Below are 15,896 nucleotides of genomic sequence, written 5' to 3' on the forward strand. Positions count from 1 at the left end.
TCGGCCTCAGGCTCGGCAACCTCAGGTTCGGCGGCTTCGTCCTCAACGGCTTCCGGCTCCGCAACCTCGAGCTCGACAGCTTCGGGCTCCACAGTCTCAGGCTCGACGGCTTCAGGCGCCGCGACCGCTGGTTCCGCGGCCGCTGCCTCCACGACCTCAGGCTTCGGCGCCTTCTGCCGGCGTGACCTCAGTCTGCGCAGCCAGCCGCCTGCCTCGGGCGCTGCGACCGCGGCAGCCGCAACCTCAGGCTCGGCGACCTCGGGCTCGGGCTCCGCGGCTTCCGGCTCCGCGACTTCGGCCTCCGAGACCTCGACGGCTTCCGGCTCCGCGACTTCGGCCTCCGAGACCTCGACGGCTTCCGGCTCCGTGACTTCGGCCGCCGAGGCCTCGACGGCTTCCGGCTCGGCGACTTCCGGCTCCACCACGACTTCAGGCTCGGCGACCTCGGCCTCCGCGGCGTCAGCGGCCTCCACGTCGGCCTCCGCGGCCTCCACGTCAGCCTCCGCAGACTCAGCGGCTTCGACCGTTTCAGCCCCGGCGACATCGGCTTCACCAGCGTCGGTCTCGGGGCCTGCGGCAGCAGTCACGGTGGCGCCGGACGCGACCGTCGCCAACTCGGGCGTCAGCTCAGGCGCCGGCTCCTCCTCGTCGACAACCTCGGGGCCACGCAAACTTTCGGGATCCTCACGGCCCTTTGTCGCCAGAATCAGGTACACCACGGCCGCGATGAACACGAACGTCGACGTGAAGGAATTCACCCGGATGCCAGCGATGTGCGTGGCCGTATCATCGCGCAGCAGCTCAACCCAGAACCGGCCGGCGCAATACAGGGCGACATACACGGCGAACAGTCGGCCGTGACTGAGGGTGAACCGTCGGTCCAGGTAGATCAGTGCGACGAAGACCAACACGTTCCAGATCAGTTCGTACAGAAACGTCGGCTGCACGACAAAGGCCAACTGCCCGGTGGAGACGCCGTCGAGCGAATGCACGTCGTCGAACCCGGCGGGGTCGCGTCGATAGAAAATTTCCAATCCCCACGGCAGCGTGGTTTCGCGGCCGTAGAGCTCTTGGTTGAAGTAGTTGCCGAGCCGCCCGATCGCCTGAGCCAGCACGACGCCCGGGGCGAGCGCATCGAGCATGGGCGGCAACGGAATTCCCCGACGCCGACAGGCGATCCATGCGCCGACGGCCCCCAGCGCGATCGCACCCCAGATGCCCAGGCCGCCATCCCAGATGCGCAGTGCCGCGAGGAATCCGGCGCCGCCGGGCGCGAAGTACGTCCGCCAGTCCGTGGCGAGGTGATAGAGGCGACCCCCGATCAACCCGAACGGCACCATCCATAGCGCGACGTCGTAGATCACCCCGCGCTGCCCGCCCCGGGTCGCCCAGCGCCGGTCGGCAATCGCCAGCGCGACGATGATGCCGATGATGATGAAGAAGGCATATGCCCGAATGGGCAGCGGCCCAAGGTGCCACACGCCGCGCGGCGGGCTGGGGATATACGCCAGATACGTCGTCGTCATGCGGACATCCTCTGCCGCACCCCGGCCGCGAGTTCCTCGGTCAGCGCGCGCAGTCTCGGCATGCCGTCGGCCAACGCCGACACCAACGCGGAACCGACGATGACGCCGTCGGCGTAGCCGCCGATCTGCGCGGCCTGCTCGCCCGAGCGCACCCCGAGGCCGACGCCAACGGGTATGTCAGACACTGCCTTCACCCTCCCCACCAATTCGGGTGCGGCGTTCGACACCGCGTCGCGGGCACCGGTCACGCCCATGGTCGACGCCGCGTAGACGAATCCGCGCGACGCCTCGACGGTGGTCACCAACCGTTCGGGTGTCGACGACGGCGCCACCAGGAAAATCCGGTCGAGCCGGTGCTCGTCGGACGCCGCGATCCAGTTTTGCGCCTCGTCGGGAATGAGGTCGGGGGTGATCAGACCGTGCCCGCCCGCCGCCGCCAGATCGCGCGCGAACGCGTCAACCCCGTAGCGCAGCACCGGATTCCAGTAGGTCATCACCACCGCCCGCCCACCGGCATCAGCGACGGCCTCGACCGCGGACAGCGTGTCCCGGACCCGGACTCCCCCGCTCAGCGCCGCCTCGGTGGCCCGCTGGATTGTGGGCCCGTCCATCCCGGGGTCGGAGTAAGGCACCCCGACTTCGACGATGTCGCAACCGGATTCGACCAGAGCGGCCATCGCCTCCAGCGACGTCGGCACGTCGGGAAAGCCGGTGGGCAGATACCCGATGAGCGCCGCTCGGCCGTCCGAGCGGCAGGCATCGAAAGCCGGCGCAAGCCTGCTTGTTTCGAGGGTCATCGGCTCGAATCCGATTGGTTGTCCAGCAGACCGAACCACTTCGCGGCGGTCTCGACGTCCTTGTCGCCGCGACCGGACAGGTTCACCACAATGACCGCGCCGGAACCCAATTCGGTGCCCAGCTTCAGTGCTCCGGCGACCGCGTGTGCGGATTCGATGGCGGGGATGATCCCCTCGGCACGGCACAGCAGGCGGAACGCGTCCATCGCCTCGGCGTCGGTGATGGGCCGGTATTCGGCGCGGCCGGTTTCCCGCAGCCAGGCGTGTTCCGGTCCCACTCCCGGGTAGTCCAGACCGGCTGAGATCGAATGGGATTCGATGGTCTGGCCGTCCTCGTCCTGTAGCAGGTAGGAGTACGACCCCTGGAACGCACCCGGTGACCCGCCGGTGAATGTCGCCGCGTGCCTGCCGGTCTCGACTCCGTCGCCCGCCGCCTCATAGCCGACCAACCGCACGTCGGGGTCGTCGAGAAAGGCGTGAAAAATGCCGATGGCGTTGGATCCTCCACCGACGCAGGCGGTCACCGCGTCGGGCAGCCGGCCGGCCTGGTCCTGAATCTGCGCCCGGGCCTCCATCCCGATAATGCGCTGGAAATCGCGCACCATCGTCGGGAACGGATGCGGCCCGGCCGCCGTGCCGAAGCAGTAGTACGTGTTGTCGGCGTTGGTAACCCAATCGCGGAATGCCTCATTGATGGCGTCTTTGAGCGTCCGCGAGCCGGTTTCGACGGAAACCACCTCGGCACCCAGCAACCGCATCCGCGCCACGTTGAGCGCCTGCCGCGCGGTGTCGACGGCGCCCATGTAGATGACGCAGTCCAGGCCCAACAGGGCGCACGCGGTGGCCGTCGCGACGCCGTGCTGACCGGCCCCCGTTTCGGCGATCACCCGGCGTTTACCCATCCGCCGCGCCAGCAGGGCCTGACCGAGCACATTGTTGATCTTGTGAGAACCGGTGTGGTTCAGGTCTTCCCGCTTGAGGAAGATGCGCGCCGAACCCGCGTGTTCGCTAAGCCGCGCGGCCTCGTACAGCGGCGACGGCCGGCCGGCGTAGTTCGCCTGCAACTTGTCCAGGGTGTCCAGGAAGTCCTGGTCGACGCGTTCCTTCTCGTAGGCGGTGGTGACCTCCTCGATCACCGCCATCAGCGCCTCCGCCACGTAGCGGCCCCCGTACACACCGAAGTGTCCGCCCGAATCCGGGTCGTGGCGAGTAGGTTCGACGATTGCGGCGCTGGTGCGCGGAAGATCCGGGCGGGAGAGGTCTGACATCACCGAGGCTCGAGGCGCACGCGGCTCACGCGGCTAGCGGGCCGGTTTCGGGCAGGACGGGTGGGTACCGGCGGTGACCAGATCCGCGACCGCCGCACGCGGGTCACCGCTTTTCACCAGACCCTCACCGACCAGCACCGCGTCGGCACCCGCACCCGCGTACGCCAATAGGTCACCCGTGTGTCGCACACCCGACTCGGCAATCCGGATCACGTTGCTGGGCAGGCCAGGCGCGATCCGTGCGAAGCAGTCGCGGTCCACGTCCAGCGTCGTGAGATCGCGGGCGTTGACGCCAATCACGTTGGCTCCGGCCTTCAATGCCCGGTCGGCTTCCTGTTCGGTGTGCACCTCGACAAGCGCGGTCATACCGAGAGATTCGGTGCGGTCCAGCATCGACACCAGGGCGGACTGGTCCAACGCCGCCACGATGAGCAACAACATGTCGGCGCCGTGCGCCCGCGCCTCGTGAATCTGATAGGGCTGCACCACAAAGTCTTTGCGCAAGATCGGAATCGACACCGCGGCGCGCACCGCGTCGAGGTCGTCGAGCGAACCCTGAAAGCGCCGCTCCTCGGTCAGCACGCTGATGATGCGTGCGCCGCCGTCCTCGTAGGCCCGCGCCAGCTTTGCCGGGTCGGCGATCGGAGCCAGCGTGCCGGCCGACGGGCTGGCCCGCTTCACCTCGGCGATGACGCCGATGCCTGGTTCGCGCAGCGCGGCCATCACGTCGAGCGGCGGCGGTGCGGCGGCGGCAACAGCCTTGATTTCCGACAGGCTCACGGCCGCCTCACGCGCGGCGACATCGGCCCGGACTCCCTCAAGAATGGAGTCGAGGACGCTTGCCGGACTCATGCCTGCGGTTTCCTTCCACTGTCATCGCGCCGTCGCTGCGGCCCCCAGCCGATTTCCGCGACGTCCATGAAGGGTAGCGGCAGTCAGCGCACGCCCCGTCACCGACCCTCGGTGTCCGACTCGCGGGGTCGTTCGGTCGGGTCGCGGCCCTCGTCAAGCGCGTCCCAGATCATCCGCTCGGACATGTCCCCGTCGGACGCGTCCGCGCCGTCGTCCTCGCCGCGCGCAATGGCCCGACGGGCCGCGGGCGCCGCATATTTCGTGGTACCGGCGCGATCGGCTGACCCGATCAACAGGACGGCGGCGACCACGGTGCACACGGCCGCGGCGATCGCGGCGCCGGCTCCCAAGTAGTGCCGCTCGCTGCCCACCAGCGTCACCACCGGGATGTGCGCGAGGTCGGCGCCGCGCGCGGAGACGTCCGGGATCACCCACAGGCTGATGCCGAGATAGCCGACCGCAAAACTCGCCGCGGCGAGCAGCCCGGCCAGCAGCCGCATCGGCCAGCCGCGCACCGCCAACGCGGCGACGGCGGTCGCGAGCATCAACACCGCCAGCGGAATCAGCGCCGTCGACCATGCGGCGCCGGACAGCGTCACCGCCTTGGGCTGGCCCAGCCCGTCGGCGGACCGGATAGCGACCCACGGCACCCGCGAGGCCGTCCACAACAGGCCGGCGGCGACCACCAGCGACAGCTGCGCGATCCCGATCCTCAGCCGGCCGGTCAACCGGCGGGGACGGTCGGGCCGGGTATCACCCACGGCCGCGCACTTCCGGAGCGCTCAGCGTCTCGGCGGCGGCGATCGCCGCGAGCACCGCGCGGGCCTTGTTCGTCGCCTCGTTGAATTCGTACGGCCCGTTCGAGTCGGCCACCACCCCGCCCCCGGCCTGCACGTAGGCGGTGCCGTCGCGCATGAGCGCGGTGCGGATGGCGATCGCGAAATCGGCATTGCCCGCGAAGTCGAGGTAACCGACCACGCCGCCGTACAGGCCACGCCGCGTCTTCTCCACCTCTTCGATCAGCTCCATGGCACGCACCTTCGGCGCGCCCGAGAGGGTGCCGGCCGGAAAGCACGCGGTCACCGCGTCCAGGGCGGTGCGGCCCTCGGCCAGCATGCCGGTCACCGTGGACACCAGGTGCATCACGTGGCTGTAGCGCTCGATGTGGCTGTAGTCCTCCACGCGCACGGTGCCGGGCGTGCAGACGCGGCCAAGGTCGTTGCGGCCGAGGTCGACCAGCATCAGGTGCTCGGCCAGCTCCTTGTCGTCGTGCAGCAGATCCTTTTCCAGCAGCTGGTCTTCTTCCTCGCTCTGCCCGCGCCAGCGGGTCCCGGCGATCGGATGGGTCGTGGCCCGGCCGTCGGCGACGGTGACCAGCGCCTCCGGGCTGGAGCCCACGATCGAAAAGTCCGTTGCGCCATCACCATTGGGCACCTGCATCAGGTACATGTACGGACTCGGGTTGGTGACTCGCAGGATGCGGTACACGTCGATCGGATCGACGTCGGTGTCCACCTCGAAGCGCTGAGAGGGTACGACCTGGAAGGCCTCGCCGGCGGCGATCTGCTCCACCAGGTACTCGACGATCTTGGTGTATTCCTCCGCGGTGCGCTGCGACCGATGCCGCGGCTCGGGCTTGCTGAAGGTGGCCACGGTCGACGGCAGGGGCTGGCCGAGCGCCTCGGTCATCACGTCCAGCCGCGCGACGGCGTCGTCGTAGGCCCAGTCGACCCGCTCGTCGGTGGCGTTCCAGTTCACGGCATTGGCGATCAGGGTGATGGTGCCTTCGTGGTGGTCGACCGCGGCGACGTCGGTGGCCAGGAGCAGCAGCATGTCCGGCAGTCGCAGGTCGTCGACAGCCAGTTCGGGCAGCCGTTCCAGGCGGCGCACCAGGTCGTAGGCGAAAAAGCCCACCATGCCGCCCGACAGCGGTGGCAGCTGCGGAAGGGTCGGCGCGGCGGTGGACAGCAGCTCGAGCGTGGCCGCCAGCGCCTGCAGCGGATCGCCGCCGGTGGGCGCGTCCTGCGGGACGGTGCCCAGCCACACGGCTTGGCCGTCGCGGACCGTCAGCGCCGACGGCGCCCCCGCGCCGATAAACGACCACCGCGACCAGGACCGGCCGTTCTCGGCGGATTCCAGCAGAAATGTGCCGGGACGATTGGCGGCGAGTTTGCGGTACGCGGAGAGCGGGGTCTCGCTGTCGGCCAAGACCTTACGAGTCACCGGAACCACGCGGTGTTCGGCCGCCAGGTTGCGGAAGTCCTCGCGTGAGGTGGTGGCGGCGAGGTGAGCGTGCACCGCACCATCCTCGCAGATATGGGGTGCGGGGCGGCCCGGCTGCCCGGCGTAGCGTGACGGCCATGAAAACTGGTGACATCGTGGCCGACTTCGAACTTCCGGATCAGACCGGAACGCCACGCACGCTCAGCGCCCTGCTTTCCGACGGGCCGATCGCGCTGTTCTTCTACCCGGCCGCGATGACCCCGGGGTGCACCAAGGAAGCCTGCCACTTCCGCGACCTGGCTTCGGAATTCGCGGCGATCGGCGCCAGCAGGGTCGGCATCAGCGTCGATCCCGTGCAGAAGCAGGCCAAGTTCGCCGCCTCGCAGGACTTCGACTACCCGCTGCTGTCGGACAGCGACGGCGCGGTGGCCGCGCAGTTCGGCGTCAAGCGCGGGCTGCTCGGCAAACTGCTCCCGGTCAAGCGGACCACATTCGTCATCGACACGGATCGCCGCGTGCTCGACGTGATCTCCAGCGAGATCAGCATGGACAGCCACGCCGACAAGGCGCTGGAGACGCTGCGCGCGAGGTAACCGAGTCCCCGCTCGGCACACCTAGGGGTTGGCCGCCAGGAAGACGTAGGCCGCCAGCAGCACCAGATGCAATTCGCCCTGCAGCCGGGTGGCCCGGCCGGGCACCACTGTCAGCACACTGATCACGACGGTGACCAGCAGCAACACCAACTGGATCGCGCCAAGGCCCAGCAACAGCGGTCCCTTGATCCAGGTGGACGCCAGCGCGATCACCGGGATCGTCAGCCCGATGCTGGCCATCGCCGAGCCGTAGGCCAGGTTGAGGCTGCGCTGGATGCGGCCCTGCCGAGCGGCGCGCGCCGCCGCCAGCGTCTCGGGCAACAGCACCAGCGCGGCAATCACCACGCCCACGAAGGACTGCGGGAACCCGGCCACCGCCACCGCATGCGAGATGGCCGGCGATTCCTGTTCGGCCAATCCCACCACCGCCACCAGCGAGACCAGCAGCAGCGCCAGACTCGTCAGCGCCCGAGGGATGCTCGGCGGGTCCGCGTGGCTCTCGTCCTCGAAGAAGCTCTTCTGGCCCTTCTGCGTGACCGGCAGAAAGAAATCGCGGTGCCGCACGGTCTGGGTGAACACGAACAGCAGGTAGACCACCAGCGAGGCGATCGCGGCGAAGGCGAGCTGGCCTTTCGAGAACTCCGGGCCACTCTGACCCGTGGTGAACGACGGCAGCACCAGGCTGACCGTCGCCAACGTCGTGACGGTGGCCAGCGCGGCGCCGCTGCCGTGTTCGTTGAACAGCGTCACCCCGTAGCGCCGGGAGCCGAGCAGCAGCGACAACCCGGCGATCCCGTTCGTCGTGATCATCACGGCGGCGAAGACGGTGTCGCGGGCCAGCGTCGCCGCCTCGTTCCCGCCCTGGGCCATGAACGTGACGATCAGTGCCACCTCGATGGTGGTCACGGCGACGGCGAGCACCAGCGACCCGAATGGCTCGCCGACGCGGTGCGCCACCACCTCGGCGTGGTTGACCGCGGCCAGGACCGCGCCGCCCAGCAGCACGGCCGCGACGATCGCCGCCGCGGGCCCCAGATGCTCACCCCAGGTCACCGCCAGCACGGTGAGGGCGAGCAGGGGCACCACCACGGTCCACGACACATGTTTCAACATCGCCAACCATTCTGGTCGACGGCGCGAACCCCGAAGGCGGCGGCACATGGCCGCTAACAGCTCTCGTCGGTTGCGAGGTTGCCGCGCTCGGGTCGTCAGTAGCATGCTCACATGCCGCAAAGCGATGGCCTCAGCGAAGGCGAGGTATTCGCCGGATACACCATCATCCGGCGGCTGGGAGCCGGCGGAATGGGACAGGTCTACCTGGCTCAACATCCGCGGCTGCCCCGCCGCGACGCCATCAAAGTCCTGCCCAGCGAGGTCAGCGCCAATATTGAGTTTCGCCAGCGCTTCAATCGCGAGGCCGAGCTGGCCGCAACCCTTTACCACGAGCACATCGTCGGTATCCACGACCGTGGCGAATACGACGGGCAGCTGTGGATTTCGATGGACTACGTCGAGGGCACCGACGCCGCGCGGTTGCTGAACGACCAGTACCCATCCGGGATGCCGTGGGGGCAGGTCGTCGAGATCGTTTCGGCCGTCGCCGAGGCGCTCGACCACGCCCACTCCCGCGGACTGCTGCACCGGGACGTCAAGCCGGCCAACATCCTGCTCGGTGACGCCGCCCCGCGACGACGCATCCTGCTCGCGGACTTCGGCATCGCCCGCGAGGTGGGCGAGATCAGCGGCCTGACCGCCACCAACATGACGATGGGCACTACCGCGTACTGCGCGCCCGAGCAGCTGCGGGGCGCCGACATCGACGGACGGGCCGACCAGTACGCGCTGGCCTGCGCCGCCTTCCACCTGCTGTCCGGGCGCGCCCCCTTCCAGCACTCCAACCCGGCAGTGGTCATCACCCACCACCTGTCGGCTCCCCCGCCCCCGATCAGCGAACGTCACCCCGAACTGGCAGCGCTCGATGCCGTCATCGCCAAAGGGATGGCCAAGGACCCCGACGCCCGCTATGCGACGTGCTCGGACTTCACGTCGGCGCTGGCCGGCAATCCGGTCGCCGCGCCGGGCGGCGTCCCGACGACGGTCCCGACGACAGGGCCGACGCGAGCGATCGCGGCGCCGACGGCACCCGCGCCCTCGAAACAGCGCCGCCTGGGACCCGTCCTGGTGCTGGCCGCGCTGGCGGCTGTGGCGGCGGTCGCGCTGGCCGCGGTTATCGGCGTCCGGGCGCTGAGCTCAAGGGACAACGAGCAGGCCCACGGTGCACAGACGGGCACCTCGACAGCAGCGGCGACGGCGAGCGGTGGCACCGCCAACCCATCCACGCCGATAAAGCTGGAAGCCCAAATCGCCGATGATTCACACGTTTTGAGCGACTCGCAGCGCAGAGAAATAGCCAAACACCTCGGCAGCCTGCAAATCGCGCGTGGGACCAAGCTGTGGGTCGTTTATGTGAGGAACTTCGGCGGCACGCGACCGGAGGTGTGGGCCGAAGATTACTTGCGCGTGAACCATCCTGGCGGCAACCATGCCGTCCTGGCCATCGCGACCGACGACATGACCTGCGGGCTGCGCTTACAGGGCGCGGCGGAACGCAGGAAGGCCCTCGCTGTTGAGCGAATCCGCAGCAATGACGTCGAACCGCTCGTGAGAACGCGCCAGTGGACCGACGCGGCGACCGTCGCGGCGGACGAGCTGAGTCGCGCGCTCGGCTGATCCACGGCCTCAGCCCACCAGCGGTCGCGGAATCACAGTGGGACGCAGCGTGAGTCGGGACGAATCCGCCGCGCCCGCACCGCGACCGGCCACGCCCGGGACCGGCATGAGTGGCGTGCCCGTCGGCGCACCGAGCGGCGCGCCGGCAGCGTCGGTACCGGCCAGCGCCACTCCTGCGGGCGTGCTCGGTGTCGCCGACGACGCCCAGGTCGGCGGCACCGACAACGCACCGAGTGACGCCGAGCGGCCCATGCCCGCCGTGACGCCCGACGGTGTCGCCGCCGCTACGGGCAGCGCCGTGACCGTGGGGGCGGCCGACGGCAGCGCGGACACCGCGAACGCCTCGACGCCCGCGTCCGGCGCCGCGTCGACCGAGCCGCCGGTCAAGAAGCCCAGCGCATCAGAGAGGGCACCGCTCGCCGTGGACGCCATGTCGTTGGCATTGCCCGTCAGCGACTCCAGGTCGGACAGGCGCGACGCGCCGCGCGGGGACGACAGGCCCTGCAACGCGCGGGGCAGCGCCGACATCACCCGCTGGCCGTTCGCCACGATGTCCTGGGCGCGGATACCGGCCGAGCTGCCGGCGGCCCGGGCCAGCGCGGCCGCCTGGCCCGCCCAACCGGCCTCGTTGGTGGTGGCCGGCGGCGGCGCGAACGGGGTGACCTCCGCGGCGGCCGCCGAAGCCGCGGCGTATGCGTACATCGCGGTGGCGTCCTGGGCCCACATCTCGCCGTAGAGCGCCTCGGTGGCCGCGATCGCCGGCGTGTTCTGCCCCAGGATGTTGGTCGCGACCAGCATCATCAGCTGCGCGCGGTTGGCGAACACCAGCGGCGGGGGCACCGACGCCGCACGCGCCGACTCGTACGCACCCGCGGCGACGCGCGCCTGCGTCGCGGTCTGCTCGGCCTGGGTGGCGGTGGCGTGCAGCCAGGCCTCGTACAGGCCGGCCGCGCTCAGCATCGACGCCGACGCCGCACCCAGCCACGGCCCGCTGGCCAGCTGCATGGTCACCGACTGATAGCCGGACGCCGTGGCGATCAGTTCGGCGGCCAGGGCATCCCATGCGGCCGACGCGGCCATCATCGGCAGCGATCCGGGGCCGGCGTAGATGCGGGTGGAATTGACTTCGGGCGGTAAGGCGCCAAAATCCATCATTACCGGCACCTTGATTTTCGACGAACTTCGAACGACGCAGACATGAATACTCCTAATGACCGAATTTGTGAATGGAAATGGCACCCGGCGTCGCTTTAACCCGGCTTAAACGCGGCACGGCGCAATTACGCGCGTGCCTCACAACGGGTTTTCAAGCGACGGTTTCCGCACATCGCCGGCCTGCGTCGTAAACAACGAGAGAACGGCGTGGCGCTAACCGATTAATCGCGGGTGACGCACAACTTGGTCAGCAGATCACGGTTTCCGACGTGCGCGAGGGGCGCCCAGGCGGCGGCGGCGCCGACGCGGTAGGACCAGGGTGAGACTGCGGTGCGCAACCCAAACGGCCAGCGTTGCAAAAGGATTACGCGCACATGCGGGGGGATGGTCCGGAACACCGTTGCAATGCTCGAGGGCTGCTGGGCGGCCGCGGGCGCGGCTTCGGCAACGCGACCCGTTCGTACGACGTCGTCGACGCTCTGGGCCACCAGCGTGGCGGGAGCGGTGTCAGACCCGGTGTCTTCGACCCGCATGAGCCCGAATCCAAGGATGCCGGTAAGCACACAAAGGGCTGTCAGAAGGGCAAGAATAGACCTCGGCCGTATCGGCCTATGTCGGTCGGCGGGGCTCACAGTGCTGCCAATGTATCACGGGCTAAAAGAATTGCGTGTTAATTCGGTGTGGCGGCCACCACTTCGCCGCGCCGAGTGTGGGGCATATGTACGGAAAGTGAATGGCATTCGTACATAAGCCCCACAGTCGGCGACGGCTAGTCGTCTTCCAGCAGCACGTCCGCGTCGAAGCAGCTGTGGTCGCCCGTGTGGCACGCGCCGCCCACCTGGTCGACGGTCAGCAGCACGGTGTCGCCGTCGCAGTCCAGCCGCACCGAGTGGACGTGCTGGGTGTGCCCGGACGTCGCGCCCTTGATCCACTGCTCGCCGCGGGATCGCGAAAAGTAGGTGGCCTCGCGGGTTGCCAGCGTGCGGGCCAGCGCCGCGTCGTCCATCCACGCGACCATCAGCACGTCGCCGCTGCCGCGCTCCTGAACGACGGCGGTGAACAGCCCGTCGGCGTTGCGCTTCAGCCGGGCGGCGATATCGGGGTCCAGCGTGGCGTCCAGCGTCATCGCACGGTGATCCCCTCCGCGGCCATGGCCGCCTTCACCTGCCCGATAGTCAGTTCGCCGAAGTGAAAGACGCTGGCGGCCAGGACCGCATCGGCGCCGGCGGAGACCGCGGGGGCGAAGTGGTCCACCGCCCCGGCGCCGCCGCTGGCGATCACCGGAACCGAGACCGCTTCCCGCACGGCCCGCAACATCGCCAGGTCGAAGCCGGCCTTGGTGCCGTCGGCGTCCATCGAGTTCAGCAGGATCTCGCCGACTCCGAGTTCGGCGCCGCGGGCGGCCCATTCGACCGCGTCGATGCCGGTGCCGCGCCGACCGCCGTGCGTGGTGACCTCCCAGCCCGATCGCGTCGGCGCGGAACCCTCCGGCACCTTACGGGCGTCGACGGACAACACGATGCATTGCGAGCCGAACTGGTTCGCCATCTCCGCCAACAGGTCCGGGCGGGCGATGGCGGCGGTGTTGACCGAGACCTTGTCGGCCCCGGCGCGCAGCAGCACGTCGACGTCGGACACCGCGCGCACCCCACCGCCGACGGTCAGCGGAATGAATACCTGCTCGGCGGTGCGACGCACCACCTCCAACATGGTCGCCCGGCCCGACGAGGACGCGGTGACGTCCAGGAAGGTCAGCTCGTCGGCGCCCTCGGCGTCATACACGGCGGCCAGTTCCACGGGATCACCGGCGTCGCGCAGGTTTTCGAAGTTGACACCCTTGACCACCCGGCCGTCGTCGACGTCCAGGCAGGGAATCACCCGCACGGCCAGTCCGTCACCCGCATACATCAGTAGTCCTCCGGTTCGCCGGTGCTGCGCACGATTTCGAGGATCTCGTCGTGCGCGCCGGGCGCCGCGGCCAGCGCCGAGCGGGATTCGGGGCTCCAGGGTTTGCCGGCCAGGTCGGTGACCACCCCGCCCGCGGCCCGCACCAATGCCACACCGGCCGCGTGGTCCCAGACGTGGCTGCCGAAACTGATCGCCCCACCCAGGATTCCGTCGGCGACGTAGACCAGGTCGATGCCCGTGGAGCCGTGCATGCGCAACCGCGACGACAGCCGGCTGAGGTTCTCCAGCAGCGCCACCCGGTAGTTGCCCGGGAAGCGGCCGCGGGAGTCGGCACTGAAGCTGCCGACGCCGACGAGCGCGTTGGACAGGTCTGTTCGTACCAGACTCGGCTGCGGCACGCCGTTTTTCATCAGCGGCCCACCCGTGACCGCGGTGTAGCGCTCGCCCGTGAACGGCAGCCAGGTCAGGCCTGCCACGGGTTCGCCGTTGTGCAGCAGGCCCAACAGGATCGCGGCCATCGTCGATCCGGCGGCGTAGTTGAAGGTGCCGTCGACCGGGTCTAGCACCCACACCCATTCCGAATCGACCGCCGAGCCGCCGAACTCCTCGCCGTGCACGCCGATCCCGGTCGTCTCGGTCAGCGCATCGACCACCTGTCGCTCGATCGCGAGGTCCACCTCGGTGGCGAAGTCGTTGCCCTTCTTGCGCACCGCCGAGTCGGCGCGGTGGCCGCCCACGAACCGCGGCACCGCCGCATCCAGGATCACCGAGGCCTGCTCGACCAAAGCGTTCAAATCCATTGCGGGCTACTCCCGCACCGCGTCCAGCGCCTGCGGCAGGGTGAACCGGCCGGCGTAGAGAGCCTTGCCCACGATGGCGCCCTCGACACCGCGGTCGGTCAAGGTGGCGATCGCGCGCAAGTCGTCGAGGCTCGACACACCGCCGGAGGCAATCACCGGCGCGGCGGTGCGCTGTGCGACGCCCGCCAGCAGTTCCAGATTGGGGCCGCCGAGGGTGCCGTCCTTGGTGACGTCGGTGACGACGAACCGCGAACAGCCTTCGCCGTCAAGGCGTTCCAGCACCTCCCATAGGTCGCCGCCGTCGGTTTCCCAGCCGCGCCCGCGCAGCCGGTGCTCGCCCCGCTCGATCTGGACGTCCAGGCCGACGGCCACCTTGTCACCGTGCGCCGCGATCGCCTGCGCGCACCACCGCGGGTTCTCCAGCGCCGCCGTGCCCAGGTTGACCCGCGCGCAACCGGTCGCCAGCGCGGCGCTCAGGGAGTCGTCGTCGCGGATACCGCCGGACAGTTCGACTTTCACGTCGAGCTTGCCCACCACCTCGGCCAGCAGTTCGCGGTTGGAGCCGCGGCCGAACGCGGCGTCCAGGTCCACCAGGTGGATCCACTCGGCGCCGTCGCGCTGCCAGGTCAGGGCGGCGTCCAGCGCCGAGCCGTACTCGGTTTCGCTGCCGGCCTTGCCCTGGACCAGGCGCACGGCGCGGCCCTCGACCACATCGACGGCGGGCAAAAGTATCAGTGCCATTTCCCTACAATCCCTCGACCCAGTTGCTCAGCACGGCGGCCCCGGCGTCCCCACTCTTCTCGGGATGAAACTGCGTGGCCGCCAACGGCCCGTCCTCGACCGCCGCCAGAAACGGCACCTGATGGGTGGCCCAGGTGAGCCGCGCATCGGGCGAGCCTTCCCAGCGCTGCGCGGCGTAGGAATGCACGAAGTAGAACCGGGCGTCAGCGCCTAGCCCCTTGAACAGCGTGCTGCCGGCCGCCGCGTTGACCACGTTCCAACCCATGTGCGGGATCACCGGGGCATCCAGCCGGGTGACCGCGCCCGGCCACTGGCCGCAACCCGTTGTGTCCACACCGAATTCGACGCCGTGGGCGAACATGATCTGCATGCCCACGCAGACCCCCAGCACCGGGCGCCCGGCGGCCACCCGGTCGGCGATGATCCGCTCCCCCGCGATCTTGCGCAGCCCGGTCATGCACGCTTCGAAAGCGCCCACCCCCGGCACCACCAACCCGTCGGCCGCTGCTGCCGCCGCCGCGTCGGCCGTGACCTCGACCGACGCACCGACTCGCTGCAGCGCACGCTGCGCCGACCGCAGATTGCCCGAGCCGTAGTCCAACACCACGACCGATTTCGCGCTCACAGAACACCTTTGGTGGACGGCACGCCCGACACGCGGGGGTCGGACTCGACCGCCTGACGCAGCGCGCGGGCGACGGCCTTGTACTGCGCCTCGGTGATGTGGTGCGGGTCGCGGCCGTACAGCACGCGGACGTGCAGCGCGATCCGCGCGTTCATGGCCAGCGATTCGAAGACATGCCGGTTGATGACGGTGTGATAGGGCACCGAACTGCCTGCGATCGTGTTGTGCTGCAAATGATCCGGTTCGCCCGTGTGCACACAGTAGGGCCGCCCGGACACGTCCACGGCCGCGTGTGCCAGCGTCTCGTCCATCGGGATGAAGGCGTCCCCGAAACGGCGAATGCCCTTCTTGTCGCCGAGCGCCTGCCCGAGGGCCTGACCCAACGCGATCGCGGTGTCTTCGATGGTGTGGTGCCCCTCGATCTCCACGTCGCCCTTGGTCCGCACCGTCAGGTCGAAGCTGGCGTGGCTACCGAGCGCGTGCAGCATGTGGTCGTAGAACGGGACGCCGGTGTCGATGTCGACCTGGCCGGTGCCGTCGAGGTCGAGTTCGATGACGATGTCGGATTCCTTGGTGCGGCGTTCGATGCGCGCACGCCGTGGTTCGGTCACGCTGCTCCTAATGGATGGTCGCGACCCGCTTCGCCCGGCTTCGCCGCGCTCGCGATCGCTTCGGATG

General features: G+C 69.2%; 17 protein-coding genes. 2 read left to right on the forward strand and 15 right to left on the reverse strand.

All coding sequences use genetic code 11. The features are described from left to right. From AC5Y5V_RS20060 to AC5Y5V_RS20085, 6 genes are all read right to left on the reverse strand, one after another. The coding region (locus tag AC5Y5V_RS20060; RefSeq protein ID WP_499938924.1) for a prolipoprotein diacylglyceryl transferase at positions 1–1,526 on the reverse strand (1,526 nt) is incomplete at its 3' end. Then, entirely contained in the window at positions 1,523–2,323 is an 801-nt protein-coding gene (gene trpA / locus AC5Y5V_RS20065; RefSeq protein WP_499938927.1) for a tryptophan synthase subunit alpha, read from the reverse strand. The genes trpA and AC5Y5V_RS20060, both read right to left, overlap by 4 nt. After that, on the reverse strand, positions 2,320–3,591 hold the full coding sequence (gene trpB, locus AC5Y5V_RS20070; RefSeq protein WP_499938931.1) for a tryptophan synthase subunit beta: 1,272 nt from the start codon (positions 3,589–3,591) through the stop codon (positions 2,320–2,322). The genes trpA and trpB overlap by 4 nt, the downstream gene beginning before the upstream one ends. Before the next feature lie 33 nt (positions 3,592–3,624). After that, complete coding sequence (trpC, locus tag AC5Y5V_RS20075) at positions 3,625–4,443, reverse strand: indole-3-glycerol phosphate synthase TrpC (RefSeq protein ID WP_499938934.1); 819 nt, start codon at positions 4,441–4,443, stop codon at positions 3,625–3,627. Between the two features lie 98 nt (positions 4,444–4,541). Next, the gene (locus AC5Y5V_RS20080) at positions 4,542–5,204 is read right to left on the reverse strand and encodes a TIGR02234 family membrane protein (protein ID WP_499938937.1); all 663 of its coding nucleotides are present in this window, start codon (positions 5,202–5,204) and stop codon (positions 4,542–4,544) included. After that, positions 5,197–6,741 carry an anthranilate synthase component I gene (locus tag AC5Y5V_RS20085; RefSeq protein ID WP_499938940.1) on the reverse strand — a complete coding sequence of 515 codons (1,545 nt, stop codon included), beginning with the start codon at positions 6,739–6,741 and terminating at the stop codon, positions 5,197–5,199. The genes AC5Y5V_RS20080 and AC5Y5V_RS20085 overlap by 8 nt, the downstream gene beginning before the upstream one ends. 62 nt (positions 6,742–6,803) lie before the next feature. On the opposite strand from AC5Y5V_RS20085, the gene AC5Y5V_RS20090 reads away from it, so the two are divergent. Next, positions 6,804–7,259 carry a peroxiredoxin gene (locus AC5Y5V_RS20090; RefSeq protein WP_499938942.1) on the forward strand — a complete coding sequence of 152 codons (456 nt, stop codon included), beginning with the start codon at positions 6,804–6,806 and terminating at the stop codon, positions 7,257–7,259. 21 nt (positions 7,260–7,280) lie between these two features. Here AC5Y5V_RS20090 and AC5Y5V_RS20095 read toward each other — a convergent pair whose 3' ends face one another. Then, complete coding sequence (locus tag AC5Y5V_RS20095) at positions 7,281–8,372, reverse strand: calcium:cation antiporter (protein ID WP_499938944.1); 1,092 nt, start codon at positions 8,370–8,372, stop codon at positions 7,281–7,283. Positions 8,373–8,483: 111 nt separating this feature from the next. Here AC5Y5V_RS20095 and AC5Y5V_RS20100 point away from each other — a divergent pair, with 111 nt between their 5' ends. Continuing rightward, positions 8,484–9,989 carry a serine/threonine-protein kinase gene (locus AC5Y5V_RS20100; RefSeq protein WP_499938946.1) on the forward strand — a complete coding sequence of 502 codons (1,506 nt, stop codon included), beginning with the start codon at positions 8,484–8,486 and terminating at the stop codon, positions 9,987–9,989. Positions 9,990–9,998: 9 nt separating this feature from the next. On the opposite strand, the gene AC5Y5V_RS20105 is transcribed toward AC5Y5V_RS20100, so the two are convergent. The 8 genes from AC5Y5V_RS20105 to hisB all read right to left on the reverse strand — a co-directional run bounded on the left by AC5Y5V_RS20105 (position 9,999) and on the right by hisB (position 15,841). Then, entirely contained in the window at positions 9,999–11,144 is a 1,146-nt protein-coding gene (locus AC5Y5V_RS20105; RefSeq protein ID WP_499938949.1) for a PPE family protein, read from the reverse strand. Positions 11,145–11,365: 221 nt separating this feature from the next. Then, entirely contained in the window at positions 11,366–11,677 is a 312-nt protein-coding gene (locus tag AC5Y5V_RS20110; protein WP_499938955.1) for a hypothetical protein, read from the reverse strand. A 236-nt stretch (positions 11,678–11,913) separates the two neighbouring features. Continuing rightward, on the reverse strand, positions 11,914–12,270 hold the full coding sequence (gene hisI / locus AC5Y5V_RS20115) for a phosphoribosyl-AMP cyclohydrolase (RefSeq protein ID WP_499938959.1): 357 nt from the start codon (positions 12,268–12,270) through the stop codon (positions 11,914–11,916). Next, positions 12,267–13,052, reverse strand: coding sequence for an imidazole glycerol phosphate synthase subunit HisF (hisF, locus tag AC5Y5V_RS20120; RefSeq protein ID WP_499938963.1), 786 nt, complete (start codon positions 13,050–13,052; stop codon positions 12,267–12,269). Before hisF ends, hisI begins: the two co-directional genes overlap by 4 nt. Then, on the reverse strand, positions 13,052–13,852 hold the full coding sequence (locus AC5Y5V_RS20125; RefSeq protein ID WP_499938968.1) for an inositol monophosphatase family protein: 801 nt from the start codon (positions 13,850–13,852) through the stop codon (positions 13,052–13,054). Before AC5Y5V_RS20125 ends, hisF begins: the two co-directional genes overlap by 1 nt. 6 nt (positions 13,853–13,858) lie before the next feature. After that, the gene (gene priA, locus AC5Y5V_RS20130) at positions 13,859–14,593 is read right to left on the reverse strand and encodes a bifunctional 1-(5-phosphoribosyl)-5-((5-phosphoribosylamino)methylideneamino)imidazole-4-carboxamide isomerase/phosphoribosylanthranilate isomerase PriA (protein WP_499938969.1); all 735 of its coding nucleotides are present in this window, start codon (positions 14,591–14,593) and stop codon (positions 13,859–13,861) included. Between the two features lie 4 nt (positions 14,594–14,597). Beyond that, positions 14,598–15,218, reverse strand: coding sequence for an imidazole glycerol phosphate synthase subunit HisH (hisH, locus tag AC5Y5V_RS20135; RefSeq protein WP_499938971.1), 621 nt, complete (start codon positions 15,216–15,218; stop codon positions 14,598–14,600). After that, positions 15,215–15,841, reverse strand: a complete 627-nt coding sequence (hisB, locus tag AC5Y5V_RS20140; RefSeq protein ID WP_499939181.1) for an imidazoleglycerol-phosphate dehydratase HisB — start codon at positions 15,839–15,841, stop codon at positions 15,215–15,217. Before hisB ends, hisH begins: the two co-directional genes overlap by 4 nt. Between the last annotated feature and the right edge of the window lie 55 nt (positions 15,842–15,896).

Source organism: Mycobacterium sp. NGS68 (assembly GCF_059812195.1).

What these genes read in the sequence shown, in the direction of transcription:
- hisI (WP_499938959.1), bottom strand. Translation starts at nt 12,270, where the DNA reads ATGACGCTGGACGCCACGCTGGACCCCGATATCGCCGCCCGGCTGAAG.
- AC5Y5V_RS20110 (WP_499938955.1), bottom strand. Translation starts at nt 11,677, where the DNA reads ATGCGGGTCGAAGACACCGGGTCTGACACCGCTCCCGCCACGCTGGTG.
- priA (WP_499938969.1), bottom strand. Translation starts at nt 14,593, where the DNA reads ATGGCACTGATACTTTTGCCCGCCGTCGATGTGGTCGAGGGCCGCGCC.
- trpA (WP_499938927.1), bottom strand. Translation starts at nt 2,323, where the DNA reads ATGACCCTCGAAACAAGCAGGCTTGCGCCGGCTTTCGATGCCTGCCGC.
- AC5Y5V_RS20105 (WP_499938949.1), bottom strand. Translation starts at nt 11,144, where the DNA reads ATGATGGATTTTGGCGCCTTACCGCCCGAAGTCAATTCCACCCGCATC.
- AC5Y5V_RS20100 (WP_499938946.1), top strand. Translation starts at nt 8,484, where the DNA reads ATGCCGCAAAGCGATGGCCTCAGCGAAGGCGAGGTATTCGCCGGATAC.
- AC5Y5V_RS20125 (WP_499938968.1), bottom strand. Translation starts at nt 13,852, where the DNA reads ATGGATTTGAACGCTTTGGTCGAGCAGGCCTCGGTGATCCTGGATGCG.
- trpC (WP_499938934.1), bottom strand. Translation starts at nt 4,443, where the DNA reads ATGAGTCCGGCAAGCGTCCTCGACTCCATTCTTGAGGGAGTCCGGGCC.
- AC5Y5V_RS20090 (WP_499938942.1), top strand. Translation starts at nt 6,804, where the DNA reads ATGAAAACTGGTGACATCGTGGCCGACTTCGAACTTCCGGATCAGACC.
- hisF (WP_499938963.1), bottom strand. Translation starts at nt 13,052, where the DNA reads ATGTATGCGGGTGACGGACTGGCCGTGCGGGTGATTCCCTGCCTGGAC.
- AC5Y5V_RS20095 (WP_499938944.1), bottom strand. Translation starts at nt 8,372, where the DNA reads ATGTTGAAACATGTGTCGTGGACCGTGGTGGTGCCCCTGCTCGCCCTC.
- trpB (WP_499938931.1), bottom strand. Translation starts at nt 3,591, where the DNA reads ATGTCAGACCTCTCCCGCCCGGATCTTCCGCGCACCAGCGCCGCAATC.